The organism is Methylocystis sp. (assembly GCF_046349115.1).
Taxonomy (GTDB): domain Bacteria; phylum Pseudomonadota; class Alphaproteobacteria; order Rhizobiales; family Beijerinckiaceae; genus Methylocystis.
On sequence record NZ_JAXMCX010000003.1, the window covers coordinates 182,007 to 200,797 of the forward strand.

General features: G+C 65.2%; 8 protein-coding genes. 4 read left to right on the forward strand and 4 right to left on the reverse strand.

The window, feature by feature from the left end:
- Nucleotides 1-313: 313 nt before the first annotated feature.
- The 4 genes from U1E20_RS10420 (at nt 314) to U1E20_RS10435 (ending at nt 14,844) form a co-directional block, all read left to right on the forward strand.
- A complete protein-coding gene (locus U1E20_RS10420) occupies nt 314-5,425 on the forward strand; it encodes a hypothetical protein (RefSeq protein ID WP_409980538.1) in 5,112 nt (1,703 codons plus the stop codon).
- Complete coding sequence (locus U1E20_RS10425) at nt 5,422-11,271, forward strand: alpha-2-macroglobulin family protein (RefSeq protein ID WP_409980539.1); 5,850 nt, start codon at nt 5,422-5,424, stop codon at nt 11,269-11,271. Before U1E20_RS10420 ends, U1E20_RS10425 begins: the two co-directional genes overlap by 4 nt.
- A 113-nt stretch (nt 11,272-11,384) precedes the next feature.
- A complete protein-coding gene (locus U1E20_RS10430; RefSeq protein WP_409980540.1) occupies nt 11,385-13,688 on the forward strand; it encodes a transglycosylase domain-containing protein in 2,304 nt (767 codons plus the stop codon).
- A 118-nt stretch (nt 13,689-13,806) separates the two neighbouring features.
- A complete protein-coding gene (locus U1E20_RS10435; protein ID WP_409980541.1) occupies nt 13,807-14,844 on the forward strand; it encodes an AI-2E family transporter in 1,038 nt (345 codons plus the stop codon).
- 20 nt (nt 14,845-14,864) lie between these two features.
- On the opposite strand, the gene murA is transcribed toward U1E20_RS10435, so the two are convergent.
- The 4 genes from murA to galU form a co-directional block, all read right to left on the reverse strand.
- Nucleotides 14,865-16,160: a UDP-N-acetylglucosamine 1-carboxyvinyltransferase gene (gene murA / locus U1E20_RS10440; protein WP_409980542.1), complete on the reverse strand. Its 1,296-nt coding sequence runs from the start codon at nt 16,158-16,160 to the stop codon at nt 14,865-14,867.
- Nucleotides 16,160-16,360 (reverse strand): hypothetical protein, encoded by a 201-nt coding sequence (locus U1E20_RS10445; protein ID WP_409980543.1) that lies wholly within the window; start codon nt 16,358-16,360, stop codon nt 16,160-16,162. Before U1E20_RS10445 ends, murA begins: the two co-directional genes overlap by 1 nt.
- A 50-nt stretch (nt 16,361-16,410) precedes the next feature.
- Complete coding sequence (locus tag U1E20_RS10450; RefSeq protein WP_409980811.1) at nt 16,411-17,628, reverse strand: beta-ketoacyl-[acyl-carrier-protein] synthase family protein; 1,218 nt, start codon at nt 17,626-17,628, stop codon at nt 16,411-16,413.
- Nucleotides 17,629-17,790: 162 nt separating this feature from the next.
- Complete coding sequence (gene galU, locus U1E20_RS10455) at nt 17,791-18,675, reverse strand: UTP--glucose-1-phosphate uridylyltransferase GalU (RefSeq protein WP_409980544.1); 885 nt, start codon at nt 18,673-18,675, stop codon at nt 17,791-17,793.
- Between the last annotated feature and the right edge of the window lie 116 nt (nt 18,676-18,791).

An 18,791-nucleotide genomic window follows, 5' to 3' on the forward strand; every position in this document is an offset into this window, starting at 1 on the left:
CTGCTCACCAGATATGAGCGCAGAAAAAAGCACCAAGGCAAAGAGTGACCGACGCATGCCGATATTCCGGTTGCTGTGCGCTTCCGCAAATCCCCGGGCGCGAAAGCTAGACTAAAAGATAATCCCGCCGGCTCCAAATGGGGTCGGCCAAATAAGCATGTGAGAGAGCGGCATGAAAAAATCGTCGGCGCGGCGGGAGGCGCTCGGCTTTCGCCCAGGTCGGGACGCGCGGCCTTTGCTCGAAACTGGTCGCGCCGCCAGCTTTTCAATGGGTTCCCGACTGGCCTGCGGCGCCCTCATCCGGCGGATCGCCTTGTCTCTTCTCGTCGCCGGCGCGGCCTATTTCGCGGCGCCCTTGTGGCGCGTCGCGCAAGGCGCCGTCGCCGTCGCCGAGACGAAAGCGAAGCCAAGCGCGATCAGCTTTGCGCCAAACGAACTGCCGGCGGATCGCGACGGCGCGAGCCTGCTGACCATTCCCGCGCCCGGCCGCTATTCGATCCGGTCAAAAAGCCCGTCGGGCGCACGCATCGAACTTGTCGACATGATCGCCGGCCCGCTCGATTCGAGCGGCGCGCCGGGACTGCGCGACGGTCGGATCGACGCGCTGCTCGACAAGGGCGTCTACAAGCTGCGGGTCTTTGGCGTCAAAGGCGCGAGCGGCAAGATCGCGCTTGCCGCTCTGCCTTTCAACGAAGCCGACGCCGCGAAGCCGACGCTCGCGCCGGGACGCATTCAAAGCGGCGAACTTGGCGATCTGCAGCAGCGCTCCTACGCCTTCGAGGTTGGCCCGGAAGCTCGCGTCAATCTCGAGGCGATCGGCCGCGCGCTCAATGATCTGCGGGTCTGGCGCAGCGACGGCGAACTCGTCGATCTCGACTTTACCCAAGAGACGGTCGAAACCAAGCCGGGCCGCGCGATGAACCGGCTGCGTCTCGAAGGCGCGCTGGAGCCCGGCCGCTATGTCGTCACCGCCTATGGCGGCGAGAAACTCGTCTGGGCGCAAGGCGATTCGGCGCAGCCCTTCCTGCTGCGGCTTGAAGCGCCGGCGCTGCTCGCCGCCGGCGTCGCCGAGGGCGTGATCGGTCCCTTCGGCGCCGAGCGTTTCGACGCGCCGGCAAGCTATGACGCATTCCGTCTCGACCTTGCGCAAACGACGCCGGCGCGGCTCGAAGCGCGGCGCAATGAATCGAAAGAAGTCACGACGATCTCGAAGAACAGCCGCGCGTCCTCGGCGAATGTCCGGCTTGCCGCAGACGGCAAGACTAATGCGCGCCTTGAAGTCTCCGGCTATGAGGGCCAGGCGTTCACGCTGCGCGGCCTGCGTCAGTCGGACCACGAAACTTTCGAAGCGTCGGGACCGCATCTCATCAGCGTCGATCTCGCCGGAGACGGCGGCGACGACGCCCCGGCGACAGCGCTCTTCGCGCGGATCGAAAAAGACGGCAAGACGCGGGTCATCTCATCAGAAGCGCCACGCATTGGCGCCGGCAAAGCGTGGCGCGGAAAATTCAATCTGTTCGGGCCGACGTCGATCTTGTTCGAAGTCACGCGCGACGGGCCGGTGGCGATCGACGCGAAGGGTGTGAAAGTCGACGCCTCGATCGAACCGGCGATTGGCGCGCTGGCGGCGCGCGCGGACGGCAAAGATTCGACGCGTTACGACCTGCAAGCCGGCTATTATTTTCTCAATCTCACGCCGAAAGGCGAAGCGGGCGGCGTCATCGACGTGACTCTCGGCCCACCCGGACTGTCGGCGTCTGCGCCCGCGCCGGCGGCGTCGCGCCCAACGATTTCCTTCGGGACGCAGACGCTCGAACGAGATGGCTCCTATCTGATCCTCGCGAATGTCGCGCCGCAACTTCTGACCGGGCCGCGCGTCGTCGCGCTTCCCGTCGAACTCGACAAGGCGCCCTTGGCGATCTGGCAGGAGGCGGGCAAGGACATTGCGCTGCCGGCGCGGCTTCCCAAATCCGGCAAGGTCATGGCGCGCGACGCCCATGGCGCCGATGTCGCGCTGACGCTCGCCGATCAAAGCGCAGAGAACGAACAGCGTCTCGCGACAATAAGGATCGCGGCGCCGGAAAAATCGCGCGCGCTCGGGCTCGTCTTCGTTCCGGAAGCGGCGCCAGCGAAACTCGAAGAGCCGGGCAAGCCGGCGCCAATGACGCTTTCGGCGACAGTCGCGCGGCCGGCTTTTTTCGATCTTGCGCGCGACGAGACGAAGCGTCTGCGCTTCGACGTTGCGCAAGGCGGGCTCTACCGGGTCGAAACGCTCGGGCGCATGAAGACCGCGCTGCGAATCGGCGCGACTGTCTCGCCACATCTCGGCGAAGGCGAAGCCAACGGCCCCGGCGCCAATGCGCTGGTCGCCGCCTTTCTGCGCGCCGGCGCCTATCGCGCGGCGGTGACGGCGAAGGAGTCATCCGGACATCTCGGTCTCGCCGTAACGCCTGCAATCCTCGCGCCGACGGCGAAACTCGTCGATGCCGGCGTTGCGCGGGCCACGCTCGATTCAGGCAAGGGCGCGATCGTACCGATCGAAATCGCCAGCGACGGCGACTATCGCATCGAGCTTCTCGGCCTCAAGCAAAAGTGGCGCGCGCGACTCGAGGACGCCGACGGCTGGCCGCTGGCGGCGCCCGGCGAGATGCAGCGGCTGACGCGGCGATTCGAGAAGGGCGCCTATCGGCTGGTCGTCATGCCGAGGGATGTCGAAGCGCGGATGACGGCGCGATTGACGCCTGTCGTCGCCGAGAAGCCGCTCGACGGCCATGGTCCGCATCCCCTGCCCTTCGGCAAGGCGCAGCGACTGCAATGGCGCGAGCCGCAGGCCCGCGACGCGACGCGCGCGCCGGACGTTTGGCGCTTCACGCTCCATGGCGATTCCGACATCGAACTTTCGATCGGCGACGGCATGGTCGGCGAGATTGTCAAAGGCGAAAGCGAAAGCGTCGGCAAACTCGCTTCGGACAGACCTTTCAAGTCGAAGCTCTCGGCGGGCGATTATCGGGTCGAGGCGCGCAGCCTCGCCCATGACGACCGTCTCGACTATGAGATTGCGCTCGACTCGCCGCAATTGCAGCCCGACGCGCCGCGCGTGATTGAACCGCCGACGCGACTCGACTTTTCGCTGGCGAAGGACAGCATCGTCGATCTGTCGAGTTTCGGCGACATCGAAACCATCGGCGCATTGAAAGACGGCGACGGCAATGTGATCGAACGTCTGCAGCCGCGCACAGACGATTGGAACGTCGCACTGTCGCGGCGCCTGCCCGCCGGAGCCTACCGCCTGGAGCTTGAACGACTTGGCGCCGAGCCGAGCGCGCCGGCGCAGGCCGAAGAAGCGGCAAGCGAGGAAACCGAAGAAGCTTCCAGCGATGAAGAGGGCGCCGGCGAAGAAGCGGCGGCGTCGAATGAGGACGCGCCGCTCAGCGGCGTCGAGCTGCGCCTGTCACTGCTCGACGAAAACGATGACGGCGCGCTGACGTTTTCGGGCGAGAAGACGCTGAGCGGCGCCGGCGCGCATGTTCTCTCCCTCGCGCCTGCCCCCGCCGGAACTCTTGCGCTGGTCGCGGCGCGCTCGGACGGCGAGACCGCGATATCGATCGAAAAGCGCGACGCCGACGGCAACTGGCGCGCGACCGGCGTCGAGCGCGGACCTGCGCCGGTCGCCGCCTGGCCTGCGGCCGGCGACGGGCAATTGCGCGCAATCGTCTGGGCGCTCGGCGGCGGCGATGCGCCAATTGCGCTTGCCGCCCGGACCGTCGAACGCCGCGCGCGAAAATTCGGCGAAATGACTTTGGCGCCGGTCGACGGACTCGCTGGAATCTGCGTCGGCAAAGTCGCGACGCCCGACGCTTCGCTCGTGACGCTTGAAACGCAGCAAAACATCGCCGCCGGCTCGACGCCTGGCGCCCTGTTGCGCGCGACGCGCGCAGGAACACTCGCCCCGCAAGCGCAGGATTTGTGGTTGATGAGCCGCGGCGACTGCGCCTCGCGCTTCGGCGTCGCCGCCTTCGACTGGAAAGGCGCCGAAATTTCACTCGACATCGGCGAGGGCGAGCGCGCCCATCTCATTCCCTTCGCGCCGTCCGCCGGCAAGCAGCGATTGTGGCTCGCGCGCTCGGCCTTTGCGCAGCCGGCGCTCGACGGCGGCCGAGGCATCGGCGTGGCGAAGGGCGCGGCGTTGACGCTTGCCGGCGACTCGCCGCTCGAACTTTGGAACGCTGAAGGGAGCGCGCCGATGCGCATCGCGCTGAATGCAATCGATGTCGAGACTCGGCCGGTAGTGAAAGGCGGCGCGCTGTTCTCTGGCTTAATTCCGCCGATGAGCGCGCAGCCGGTCGATATCGATGAAGCCGCCGGTCCGCTTGAGCTCGACCTTGCCGGCGGGCTCGCCGCCTTCGCGCAGCCGCGCGCCGTCTTTGGCGACGGCGCCGCGATGTCGCGCATTCTGCACGGCGTCAAATCGCGCGCGCTTCTGGTCAATCTGACGCAAGCGCCGTTGCCGGCGCGCATCGCGCGCGAGACCGGCGAAAGCCGGCAGCTCGACGCGACCCGCGCCTTCACCCGTTTCTTCCCGGCTGCGGGGCAAATTTCGCTGCCGCTCAATGCGCAAAAGAACGACAGGCTGATCGTCAGCGGCGCGCAGGCGACGGTGATATCGAACAGCGGAAGGGTTTCGCACGGCGACAGCATCGCGCTCGACGGCGCCGGCGAAGCGATCATCGATCACGGTCCTGGCCTCGTCGCCTTCTGGATCGAGCGCGCCGGCGTTTCGCCCTGGCCCGCGCCTGCCGCGCGCATGCTCAACCTGCCGCAGCGCGTGGCGCTTGAAGGCGCTGCGATGCGCTTTTCGATCAAGAGCGACAAGCCATCGCTGTTGAAAGCGAGCGGCGGCGCGCCCGCGATCGTCGGCTTCATGCAGAACAGCAGGCGCGAGACATTCACCTTCGCCAATGGCGTCGACCTTTATCGCTACATGACGCCGGGCGAAGCGACGATGGACATTTACGCGCCCTATGAAGGGACGCTCTCCGGAACGCTCGATATTTCGACTCAGCCCGTCATCGAGGCGCATGAGGGCGTGAATGATTCGGTGGCGGTTTCGCCCGGCGCCAGCGCGATTTTCAGTTTCGAGGTCAAGGATGCGCGCGATGTCGGTCTCGGCGTGCGCGCCGAGCCGGACCGTGTGAGCGCGCGGCTCTTCGATGCGCAAGGCAAGACGCTCGGCGACGGCGTCGCGCAGACGATGAAGCTTTCGCCCGGCCGCTATTTCCTCGAGGCGCGAACGCCGGCCGACGCGCCGGCGACGACGATCCGCGCGGCGATCGTCGGCCTGTCGCCGCCCGTCAACGCCCCGCCGGCCGACATTGTCGCCGAGCTGCTCGACAAGGTCGGCATGAAGAAGAGCAAGACGCAATGAGTTCGAAAGGCGCTGCGATGAAAAGACTTCTGCTTCTCTCTTTCTGCGCGCTTCTCGCGGCGACGGCGCCGCTGCGCGCCGAAGCGCCGCCGATTTTCGACCATGCGCAACGCGCCGATGGCGCGCGCGTCGCGCCGGATCGATTCCTGCGCGCCTATGATCCGGTGACGGTCTTCTTTGCGAACGAGATCGGACCAAAGAACGGCGGCGCGGAGGATGAGCCGCAAAAATATGTGGCGATGATTCCGCAGCCCGCCGGCGAATGGCGCTGGCTTGGTCCGCGCGCGCTGCAGTTTCGTCCCGCCGGCGCCTGGAAGCCGCTGTCGCGCGTCGAGGTGAAGCTCGGTTCGGCGGAGACCAAACTCGTCGCGCTGCTGCCGACGCCGCGCTCGACCAATCCCGCCGAGGGCGCCGATCCGCAACTCGAACTCACGCAAATCGCGCTCACCTTCGCCGAGCCGGTCGATGTCGCGGCGCTCGCGCGGCTGCTCTCGATCGAAATTCGTCCGTCGCCCGGCGTATCGCCGCAAGGCGGGCAAATGCTCGACGCCTCGGCCTATGACATCCGCGCGCTGGAGCGCGGCGAACGCGCCGAGGAACAGACTTACGTCATTCGGTTCCGCGAGCGGATCGCGGACGGGCGCGTCGCCATCCTGCGGCTGCGTCTTTCCGACGAAGCCGGCTTGGACGACCAGACCTATGAATTGCGGCTGCGCACCGCGCCGCCCTTCGCCGCGACGGAAGCGAGCTGCGGGCGCGGCTGGAGCGACGATCGCGGCGAAAACGTTCTGCGCTGCGCGTCCTATCTCATGTCGCCGGAGAGCAGCGACGAAGACGAAGCGAGCGCGGCCGCCATCCCCTATGCGCCGGCGAGCAAGCGGCAGCTCGCGCTCTCCTTCAATGCGACACCCGAAGCGCTCGACATTTTGCGAGCGCGCGAAACGCTGCGGATTACGCCGCCGGTCGACGATCTTGCCGTCGAGACCGACGGCAGGCGGCTGCGAATCGTCGCCAAATTCCTGTCGGATCAAGTTTACGAACTCTCCATCGCGCAGGGCGCGCTGAAAGACTCGCAAGGGCGCGCGCTCGCGAGCAGTTTCACGCAGCGCTTCGCCTTCACGCGCGACGTCCCCGCGCTGCAGTGGGACGCCGGCTATGGAGTCGCCGAACGGCTCGGTCCACAGCTCCTGCCGCTGCGCAGCCGCGGCTATGACCGCGCCGACATCCGCATCCATGCCATCGATCCGCTGTCGCGCGATTTCTTCCCCTTCCCGGCGCGTGGCGTCGAAACCAGCGACTCCGACGCCCCGCCCCTACCCGGCAATGAGCCGAAGGCGTGGAGCGAGAGCGCGAACATCGAGGCCGACGCGATCAAGGAACGGATCAAGTGGCTCGGCTCGCCGGCGGTGTCGCGGCTTGTCGATCTGCCAATCCGCCGCAACGGACCCGACGCGAAATTCGGCGTCGATCTTAAGGAGGATTTCGCCAAAATCTCGGGCCGCGATCAGCCGGGGACCTATCTTATCGGCCTGCGCGCCGTCGATGACGACAAGCGCCGCTGGCTGCGCGTGCAGATCACCGATCTCTCGCTGTCGGCGATCGAAGAGCCGACGCGGGTGCGTTTCGCCGTCACCTCGCTCGCGACGACGCAGCCGGTCGGCAATGCGCAGATTCGCATTGAAGGGATCAAGGACGAAAAATTCGTCACGCTCGCGAGCGGAGCAACCGACGCCTCGGGCTTCTATTCCTGGACGCCGGATAAGCGCGGCGGTTCCGAAGCGCGCCGCGTCATTGTGACCAAAGGTCTCGACACGCTGGTCATCGACCCTAACAGCGCGCCTTCGGAATATTCGCATGAAATCTGGTCGAAGCCGGAATCGGAATGGCTCGCCTGGACCAGCGAAGCGAATCAGCCGCGCGCCGAAAAGCCGCGCACGCTGTGCCATCTCTTCTCCGAGCGGCCGATCTACCGGCCGGAGGAAAGCGCGCATATCAAGGGCTTCGTGCGCAGCTATCGCGGCGGCGCGCTGAGTCTGACCAAGACCGGCGGAACGCTTGTCGTCGCCGGCCCTGGCAATCAGGAATGGCGCATTCCGGTGAAGCTCGACGCCGCCGGCGGCTTCTATCACAAATTCGACGCGCAGACTCAGGCGACCGGCGATTATTCGGCAAGGTTCGAACCCGATGCGCCGAAAAAAGCCAAGCAGGCGGGGACCAAGGACGATACGCAAGAAGCCGCCGAAGGAGAGAGCGAAGCGGTCGAACCCGCTCAGGACATTTCCTGCGGCCAGTTCTCGTTCAAGAAAGAAGCCTATCGTCTGCCGACGTTCGAAGTCGTGCTCAACGCCCCGCAGACCGTGGCGCTCGACGGAACCTTCGACGTCGATCTTCTCGCCCGCTATTTCGCCGGCGGGCTTGCTGCGGATCGGCCGGTCAAATGGCGCGCCGCGCAATTTCCGCATGTCTTCACGCCGCCGGGCCGCGAGGGCTTTCTGTTTTCGACCGACGCGCGTTTCTCGGGCGACGGCAAATTCAAGTCGACCGCTGTGCTGGAGCGCGATCAGCGCACCGACGCCGGCGGCGCCGCCCGCATGACCTTCGACACGACGATCGAGCCGACCGCGCAGCCGCGCCGCTATTCGATCGAAGCGACGGTGACGGGCGACGACGGCATAGAAGTGCGCAATGTGCAGAACGTCATCGCGTTGCCGCCTTTCGTGCTCGGCGTGAAGACGCCGCGCTATGTCGAACGTCCCGGCGCCATTGCGCCGGAGCTCATCGCCATCGACGGCAAGGGCGATTCGGTCGTCGGCCTCGAAATGACGCTGCGGCTCATCAAGCGCAACTGGATTTCGACGCTGCAGGCGTCGGACTTTGCGCAAGGCGCCGCTAAATACGTCACCCAGGCGCAGGACGAAGTGCTCATCGAGCGCAAACTGACGAGCGCCAAGGAGGCGCAGAAAATCGACTTGCAGACGCGCGACGCCGGCGTCTATCTCGTGCAGCTCGAGGCCTATGACCGGCTGAAGCGCCGGCAACAGGTGAGCGTCGACTTCTTCGTCGGCGGCGACACGCCGGTCACTTTCGCGCGGCCGCCAGCCGAATCCGCGACGATCAATACCGACAAGGACAAATATGCGCCGGGCGAGACCGCGACGCTCATCATCCAGTCGCCGTTCCAGAATGCGCGCGCGCTCGCCATCGTCGAACAGCCCGGCGGCGTCTACGACTATCAGTTCGTCGACATCGCCAATGGCTACGGCCGCTATGCGCTGGCGGTGAAGAAAGAACAGATGCCGAAGCTCGCCGTGCATTTCCTCATCATGCGCGGACGGTTGAAGGATGCGCCGCCGCAGCCGACGACGACATTCGACCAGGGCAAGCCCGTCACCATCGCGGCGACCAAATGGATCGAAGTGACGCCGATAAAGAACATCGTCAATTTGAAGCTCGAACATCCGACGAAGGCGCGCCCAGGCGAGACGATCGAAGTGGCGCTGCGGCTTTCCGACGACGCCGGCAAGCCGCTCTCCGGCGAAGCGACATTCTGGATGGTCGATCAGGCGGTGCTGTCGCTCGCCAAGGAACGGCCGCTCGATCCCCTGCCCGACTTCATCGTCGAGCGCGAAACCAAGATGGCGGCGCGCGACACGCGCAATATGGCCTTTGGCGTCATTCCGCTCGAAGAGATCGCCGGCGGCGACGGCGACGAGTTGCAGGAATGGGGCGCCGAGAACAACATCTCCGTGCGCAAGAATTTTACGCCGGTGCCGATCTATCTGCCGAGCGTGAAGATCGGGCCCGACGGCGTCGCCAAAATCAAGGTGCTGCTTCCCGACACGCTGACCATATTCAAGCTGCGCGCCAAGGCGGTAAGCGGGCCCGACCGCTTCGGCGCGGCGGGCGGCGAAATGCTGATCCGTCAGGCGCTGGTCGCGCAGCCGGCGCTGCCGCGCTTCATTCGGCCGGACGATTCTTTCGACATCGGCCTTGTCGCGCGCATCGTTGAAGGACCCGGCGGCGCCGGCAAGGCGTCGATTTCGGCGCCGGCGCTGACGCTTTCAGGCGATACGAGCCGCAAGATCGACTGGACGCAGAATAAGCCTGTGCGCGTCGATCTGCGCGCGCAAGCGCCGGCCGCGCTTGCCGGCCAGGCGACGCTTGGTTTTCGCATCGAGCGCGACGCAGATCATGCGAAGGATGCGGTCGAAATCACAATGCCGGTGAAAGAGGACCGCGAGGCGACGCGGCGTTTCGAACTGGTCGAGATCGCGCCGGGCGAAACCAGGATGATCGCGCCTTCCGGCGAAACTTCGCGGCCGGGCAGTTTCTCGCGCGAGACGATCGTCGCCGCCGATCCTTCGCTCATAAAACTCATCGCCGGATTGAATGCTCTGGTCGAATATCCTTACGGCTGCACCGAGCAACGCCTGTCGCTCGCGCGCGGCGGGCTGGCGCTGAAAAGCTTCGGGCCGATTCTTGCGGCCGCGGGGCTCGAAGATCGCGTCTCCGCCAATGTAAAATCGACGGCGCAGATCGTCGATCAGTCGATCGACGCCGATGGACTCGTCGCCTTCTGGCCGCGTTCGCGCGGCACGGTTTCGCTCACCGCCTGGGCCTATGATTTCCTGGCGCGGGCCGAACGCGCCGGCGAGCCGATCGACAAGACGCTGCTCGATCGCCTCGCCAATATTCTGAAATTGTCATTGCGCTCCGACTATCCGCGGCTGATGTCGGGCGATGAATTGCGCGAACGCGTCGAGGCGCTTTCGGCGCTCGCCGAGGGCGGCAAGCTCGACGAGTCCTATGTCGCGGAATTTGCGCGGCGCGCCGACTTTTTGCCCAATATCAGCGTCGCGCAGATGGCCTCGGCCGCCGCGCGTCTGCCCAATGTCGATCAGCGCGCGCTTGCTTCGCTGATCGATACGATGTGGAGCAGGGTGAAATTTGCCAGCCGCAATGGCGTTCAGGTCTATATGGGACAGGCGGCGGAAAGCGCATCGCCGTTCATTCTGCCTTCCGAGACTCGCAGCATCGCCGAGATGACCCGCGCCGCGGCGCTTTCCGCCTCGGGCGATCCGCGCGCCAATGCGCTGCGCGACGCGCTGCTGCGACTTGGCGACGGCGACGGCTGGGGAACGACCAACGCCGACGCCGCCGCAATCGAAGCGCTCGCCGAAGGTTGGCGGCGGCCGGTCACGCCGATCGCCGTGAGTTTCAACGAGGGCGGCAAGGATCAGGCGCTGACGCTCGACGCCGATAATCCAGTGGCGCGGCATGTGACGAAGAGCGACGCGCCGCTCAAAATCGTCAACGGCTCCAACGCGCCGCTCGTCGCGATGATCGAGACCAGTTACATGCCGGTCGAGCCTGGCGCCAAGGCGCAACCGACGAGCGATGGCTTTGCGATCACGAGACAGACCTGGCGAATCGACAGCGGCAAGGCGCCCGAGAAAATCGATTTGAGCGACGGCGCCCTGCACGTGACGCAAGGCGATGTGATCGAGGAGACGGCGGAAGTGGTCAATCCCGAGGATCGCACCCATGTCGCGATTTCGATCCCGCTCGCCGCCGGCTACGAGCCGCTCAATCCCAATATCGCCACGGCGCCTGCGGAAGCACAGCCCTCGTTCGCGCCGACGCTGCAGCCGAGTTGGGTTTCGTTTGGCGACGACCGCTTGTTCTACGCTTATGATTCGCTGCCGAAGGGAACCTACCGCTTCGCCTTTCGCCTGCGCGCGCAGACGGCGGGCGCCTATACGCAGCCGCCGGCGCTGGTCGAGGCGATGTATAAGAAGGGCCTTCGCGCAACCAGCGCGGGCGCGAGAGTGGAGATCGGGAAGTAGCGGACAGCCCCCTCCCGCCTAGGGAAGCGCGCGAAACCTTCTCCCAAAGGGAGAGGGTCGGACCGCGGGTCCGGGGCGAGGGGCAGCAATCTTTGTAGGTTTGACGTAACAGCATGTCTTCAAACGTCGTAACCCCTCTCCCGGCTGCTCCGCAGCCACCCTCTCCCAAAGGGAGAGGGTTGGCGCGCGGAATTGTATTAGTTCTCGTTGCCGCATTCGTCGCCTGCGCCGCATGGCTTTCGCATGAGGCGCTGTCGCGCGCCGGACTTGTCGCTCCGCGCGCCAGCTCGATCGTTTACGACCGCAACGGCGCCTTCCTCACCCAAATCGGCGAGAAGACGAGCGACCCCGCGACGGGGAAGCTGCGCGTCGATTACGGCTATTGGCCGCTGAAAACCATCCCGCAGAAAATCGCGCAAGCGACGCTCGCGCTCGAAGACCGCCGCTTCTACGCCCATCCCGGCGTCGATCTCCGCGCGCTCACACGCGCCGCATGGCGCAATTTCACATCACGCGGCAGACGCGAAGGCGCCTCGACGATCGCCATGCAGGTCGCGCGCATGCAGACCGAACGGCCGCGCTCATTGACCGAAAAGCTGATGCAGGCCGCGACCGCGCTCGCCATCGTCGCGCGCAGCGGCCATGAGGCGACGCTCGCGCATTATTTGCGGCTCGCGCCATATGGGCTGAACGGTCATGGCGTCGCCTATGCCGCGCGGTTCTATTTCGACAGGCCGGTCGACGATCTCTCCTGGGCGCAGGCCGCTTTGCTCGCCGCCATTCCGCAGTCGCCGGGCCGGATGAACATCACGCGCGAGAGCGGCCTCGCATTGGCGGCGGCGCGGGCGCGACGCGCCATCGCGCGGCTTGAAGACGAAGGAGCGCTCGACGCTACGCAGGCGGCGCTGGCCCGCGCGGAACTCGATCATATGCGGTCGCTCGACGCCAAACGCCGTCCGGAGGCGTTGCATCTCGCGCTGCGTTACGAAGCGCTCGCGCGCGAAGGCCTGGCGCGGCCCGTCGCGGACGACGACCGGCGCATCAACGCAACGATCGATCTCGACGTCGAACGCGACGCCCTGCATCTTGCGCGGCGCTATCTTTCGAATTTCCGCAGCCGCGGCGCGCGGCAGGTCGCTGTGATGGTCGTCGAACGCGGAACCAACGCCGTCATCGCCGATGTCGGCTCAACGGACTATAGCGATCCGCAGGCGGGCGCCTTCGATTTCACCCGCGTGCGGCGTTCGCCCGGCTCGACCTTGAAGCCCTTCATCTATGCGCTGGCCTTCGAGCTTGGCGTTCTCGGGACGACGGATCTCCTCAACGACATTCCGGAAGGCGCGTCTGGCGTATCCAACGCCGACGGGCTCTATCTCGGGCCGCTGACACCGCGTCAGGCGCTCGCCAACTCCCGCAATGTGCCGGCGACCAATCTGCTGCGCCGCGTCGGGCTTGAAGCGAATTTCAATTTCCTGCGCGATCTCGGCCTGCATGATCTCGAAACGCCGGCGGAGAGTTTCGGCATTTCGATGGCGATCGGCGCGCTGCCGACCAGGCTCGAAGATGTGATGCGCGGCTATGCGGCGCTCGCCGACGATGGGATGATGCGCGAGCTTGCGTTCACGCGAGATGCAGCGCGACGCCCGCCGCGGCGCGTATTGTCGGTCGATAGCGCGCGGCTCGTCACTTCAATGCTCGCCGATCCGCAGGCGCGACTGCCCTCTTTTCCGCGTTACGGACCGCTCGAATATCCTTTCGCCGTCGCCGTGAAGACCGGCACGTCGCAAGCCTATCGCGACGCCTGGACGATCGCCTTTTCGCATAAATTTATTGTCGGCGTGTGGATCGGGCGCGGCGACGCCGGCGCGATGCGGGCGATGACCGGCGTGTCGTCGGCGGCCCGGCTCGCCCATGCCGTGCTCGCCAAGCTGCATGACGCCAAGCCTGGAGAGATCACGCCCGAGACATTCACGCCGCCGCCGGGACGAATCGCCATCGACCTCTGCCGCGCCGGGACCGAGGGCGACTGCGCGCAAACGCTGCGCGAATGGGTGAAGCCGGCGGAAATGCGGGACGCTCAAGACGTGCACGCGAGTCCCGCGCAGCGGGCGAGCGTGGATGAATCGTCCTATTCGCAGACGGACGGCGCCGCGCCGCTCGTCATCGCGACGCCGGAACACAACACGCATATCTGGCGAAACCCCGAGCAGCCGGATCGGCTCAACCGGCTCGCGTTGAAGCTCGCGCCGACGGACAAGGATGCGCAAATCGTCTGGACGATCGACGGCGAGCCCTTCGCCACGGCGCAGGCGGACGAAACCGTATTCTGGCCGATGACGCCCGGCAGACATCGCATCCAGGCGCGCCTCGCGCTCGCGCCGGTCGCGTCGCGCGCGGTGAGGATCGTGATCGAGTGAGTTGGCGCTCTTCAGCCTATGCAGGTAAAAAACGGCGATGCGCGAACTTGAGGTAGACGGTCCTCGGCGCAGCGCTAGAATCACAGGCAGCTAGAAGTCTGGCGTCAACGGGTGCGACATGGACAACAAAGTCGTGACCATTATGGCCGCGCTCGTCATAACTTTCGTTGTGCTCGCGGCGTCTTCCATGGCCCAGGTCGTCATCGAGCCGGTGATTTTTGCGATATTCATCATCGCCTTGATATGGCCGCTCCAAACAGCGCTTCAGTCAAGACTGCCGAAGGCCTTGGCGCTGCTGATCACTGTCGTCGCCACGCTTGGCGTCGTTATGGCGCTCACGTCGATGGTCGTATGGGGCGGCGGCGAGATCGCCGACTGGACCCGCCGGAATCTTTTGAAGATCGGCGCGACATTCCGCAACTCCACGACGTGGCTCGAGAGTCACGACATATTCGTGATGTCGCATGTCACCGAAAATTTCAACGCCGCCTGGGTGGTAGGCGTTCTCAAAACAATCGCGTCGAGGGTCAATGTGCTTGTCGGCTTTTCGCTTCTGGTCTTCATCTTCTTGGTCATGGGCCTTGCCGAAACAGAAGAATTTCAAGATCACATTGCGCAATTGAAAGACCAGGAAACAAGCGTTCGCTTGTTGACGGCAAGCCAGTCGATCGCGATAAAATTCCGCAAATATATGTACGTGCGCACTATTGCGAGCGTTGCGACAGGCGTCGTAGTCGGCGGATTCGCGCTGCTCATGGGACTGGAGCTTGCGGCCGCCTGGGCGATCCTGGCGTTCGCGCTGAACTATCTTCCCTACATCGGACCGTTGGTCGTTACCGTTTTGCCGGCGCTGTTCGCTCTTGTTCAATTTGATTCATGGCAAACCGCAATGGTCGTGTTTGTTGCTCTCGCTGTGATTCAATTTGTCATTGGCAGCTATCTCGAGCCGCTCATTTCCGGCTCGGCGCTGGCGATTTCGCCATCGGTCGTGACTTTCGCCGTCGTGCTCTGGACCTTCCTATGGGGCGTTCCAGGCGCCTTCATCGGGGTCCCGCTGGCGATCGCCTTTCTCACGCTCTGCGCGCAATTTCCCTCAACTGAGTGGATCGCGACGATGTTTTCTGGATCGTCTCGAGCCCAATCGCCGGCGGATTGACCATCCGCGCCGCCGCTCGCTCACCCCGCCGCGGTGATTCGCTCGATATCGGCCCCGCAGCCGCGCAGTTTCTTCTCCAGCCGTTCGAAGCCACGATCGAGATGATAGACGCGGTTGATCGTCGTCTCGCCGTGCGCCGCGAGCGCCGCGATAACGAGAGAGACCGACGCGCGCAGATCCGTCGCCATCACCTGCGCGCCTTCGAGATGATCGGCGCCGGTCACGATCGCCGTATCGCCTTCAAGCTTGATATGCGCGCCAAGCCGCGCAAGCTCCTGCACATGCATGAAGCGGTTTTCGAAAATCGTCTCGGTGATGCGCGAGACGCCCTTGGCGCGGGTCATCAGCGCCATGAACTGCGCCTGCAGATCGGTTGGAAAGGCCGGGAACGGCGCGGTCTCGACGCTGACCGGCGAAATGCCGGCGCCGTTGCGCGCCACGCGCAGCCCTTCATTCGTCTCGCTGACGCTGGCGCCGGCCGCTTCAAGCGCGTCGAGCGCGGCTTGCAAAAGATCGGCGCGCGCGCCGGCGAGAAGAACGTCGCCGCCGGTCATCGCCACCGCCATGGCGTAAGTGCCGGCTTCAATGCGGTCGGGCATGACCGCATGTCTCGCGCCATAGAGCGAACCAACGCCCTCGATCTCGATCGTCGATTGGCCGGCGCCCTTGATTCGCGCCCCCATTTTGACGAGACAATCGGCGAGATCGATGACCTCAGGCTCCCGTGCGGCGTTGTGCAGCACGGTGGTCCCGCGCGCCAGAGACGCCGCCATCAGCGCGGTATGGGTGCCGCCGACGGTGACCTTGGGAAAGTCGATCTCGGCGCCGATGAGGCCGTTCTTCGCGGTGGCGACGACATAGCCGTTCTCGATGTCGATTTTCGCACCGAGCTTTTCCAGCGACATGAGAAGTAGATCGACGGGCCGCGTGCCGATGGCGCAGCCGCCGGGCAGCGACACCCGCGCCTCCCCGCATCGGGCGAGAAGCGGCGCGAGCACCCAGAAGCTGGCGCGCATCCGCGACACCAGCTCATAGGGGGCGGTGGTGTCGACGATGTCGCGGGCGGTAAGATGCACGATGCGGCTCGCGTCGACGGAATCGCCGGCGCGCTTGCCGGCGATGGCGTAATCGACGCCATGATTGCCGAGAATGCGCTCAAGGAGCGTCACATCGGCGAGCAGCGGCATATTGGCGAGCGTCAAAGTTTCGCGGGTCAGTAGCGACGCGATCATCAACGGCAAGGCGGCGTTCTTCGCCCCGGAGATGGGGATGACGCCATTGAGCCGGCCGCCGCCGACGATCTTGATTTTGTCCATCACCCCTCGCTGTCGGTTTCCGAGCGCTTTCGCTCGGCTTGCGCCGCATCCTGCAGCGCGCGCTCGCGCGCCTTGCGGCGGGCGAGATTGGCGCGCAAGGCGGCGGCGAGCGCCGCCTGCTTCTTCGACGCGTCTTTAGGTTTCGGGCCAGAATCCGCCCCTTTTTGGGCGCCCTTCCGCTTTTCGCCGTCGCCGGCCATGGCTGTCGTCTCGAAAATCCAGCGCGATTCTAGGGCATTGGCCGTTCAAGTCACATCGCCCGCACGGCGAGCGTCGCATTGATGCCGCCAAAAGCGAAGGAATTCGAGAGCGCGACGCGAATCGGCATGTCGCGCGCGACATTGGGAATGGCGTCGACCTCGCATTTCGGGTCCGGCTCGATAAAATTGATCGTCGGCGGCGCGATCTGATCGCGCAGCGCGCAAATCGTGATCGCCAGTTCGAGCCCGCCGCTGGCGCCGAGCGCATGGCCATGCACGGGCTTCGTCGACGACACCGGCGGCGGCCTGTCGCCGAAGACGGCGCGCATCGCCTGCGATTCGGTGATGTCATTGGCGTAGGTCGCCGTGCCATGGGCGCTGAGATAATCGACGTCGCCGGGCTCAAGGCCAGCGCTTTCGAGCGCCAGCCGCATGCAGCGCGACGGGCCTTCGACATCGGCGCGCAGCGGATCGAACGCGTCGCTCGTCGTGCCATAGCCCGCAAGTTCGCAGAGCGGCGTCGCGCCGCGCGCCTGCGCCGCTTCCAGCGTCTCCAGGATGAAGACGGCGGCGCCCTCGCCGAGAGTCATGCCGTTGCGCTTTTGCGAGAACGGGCGGCAAAGATCGGGCGTGAGCACGCGCAGCGCCTCCCAGGAGCGAATCGCACCGCTGGTCACGCAGGCTTCGGCGCCGCCGGCGATCGCCCGGTCGGCGCGGCGGGCGCGCAGCATTTCAAAGGCTTCGCCGATCGCCTGGGCGGCGGAGGAACAGGCCGAGGCGAGCGCGAAGGTCGGCCCCTTGGCGCCGTAACGCATGCCGAGAGTCGTCGGCGCGGCGCTCGGGATGAGACGCGGCACGGTCAACGTATCCGGCCGGGTCTCGATCTTATATTCCTGATAGGCGTTGTTATCGATGGTGGTGGCGCCGCCGATGCCGGTGCCGATGATCACCGCCGTTCGCGGCCCGCCGACCTCTTTGCCCTCGAACCCGGCCTGCGCCAGCGCCTCGTCGGCGGCGACGATCGAATATTGCGTGAAGGGATCGCAATAGGGCAGCAGTTCAGCTGCGATATAATTCGCGGGATCGAAATCCGGGACTTGCGCCGCGATTTTGATTCGTCCGTTGAACGGGCGCGGCAATTTCACCGGCCGCACGCAGGATACGCCGTCGCGCGCCGCGCGCCACAGCGTCTCCGCGCCGACGCCGGCGGCGGACACCGCGCCCATTCCGGTAATCACGATTCGGCGCGCGGCGCCTTGTTGCGGCATCAGCATTCAATCCCTTGCTTGATTTCAATCAGGCGCGGCCGCGCGCCGATCTCAAAACTGTCATCAATCTTTAATAAGGCGCGCACGCCTGCGTCAAACCAGAGTTCCGGGCGCCGGACCTTCGCGCCTGCAAAAGACGGGGCGGAAGTTTGAAATGGCACGTTAATCGAGCAATTTTTTCAATTCGGCGCGCAGTCCGTCGGCGACGTCCGGCCGCGCCAGCCCGAAAGCGACATTGGCCGCGAGAAATCCGAGCTTGGAGCCCGTGTCATAGGTGCGTCCATCGAAGCGCACGGCATGGAAGGGGCTCGTTTTCGCCAGATGGATCATGGCGTCGGTAAGCTGGATTTCGCCGCCGGCGCCTTTCTCATGCCTTTCGAGCAGTGCGAAAATTTCCGGCTCGAGGACATAGCGGCCGGAGATGATGAAATTGCTGGGCGCCGTGCCTTGCGGCGGTTTCTCGACCATGCCAGTGATCTCGAAGGTCGAGCCGTAATCCTTGCCGCAGGCGACAATGCCGTATTGATGCGTCTCCTCCGGCTTCACCTCCTCGACCGCGATGATATTGCCGCCATGCTTTTCATAGGCCGCGACCACCTCGGCGAGACAGCGCTGGGTTTTGCCCTTCGCCGGAAGCGTGATCATGTCGGGCAGCAGCACCGCGAAAGGCTCGTCGCCGATAATCTCGCGCGCGCACCATATGGCGTGGCCGAGGCCGAGCGGCGCCTGCTGGCGGGTGAAGCTCGTCGCGCCGGCGGCCGGCAGGTCCGACATCAGAGCTTCATATTCCTTCGACTTGTTGCGGCGACGCAGCGTATCCTCAAGCTCATAGGCCATGTCGAAGTGATCTTCGATCGTTCCCTTGCCGCGTCCGGTGACGAAAACGAAATGTTCGATTCCAGCCTCTCGCGCCTCGTCGACGACATGCTGCACGACCGGTCGATCAACGACGGTCAGCATTTCCTTCGGCACGGCCTTGGTGGCGGGCAGAAAGCGCGTGCCGAGTCCGGCGACGGGGAAAACAGCCTTGCGAATGCGCTTGCTCATGAAGTGTCCCGTTAGGATAGCGAGAGGGTTAGCGACGACGCCGAGGCGTGTAGCACGGTTTCGCCCGTTCATAGAATCTGCCGCCAATGTCGCAGGCCAACTCTTGCCGCGGCGCG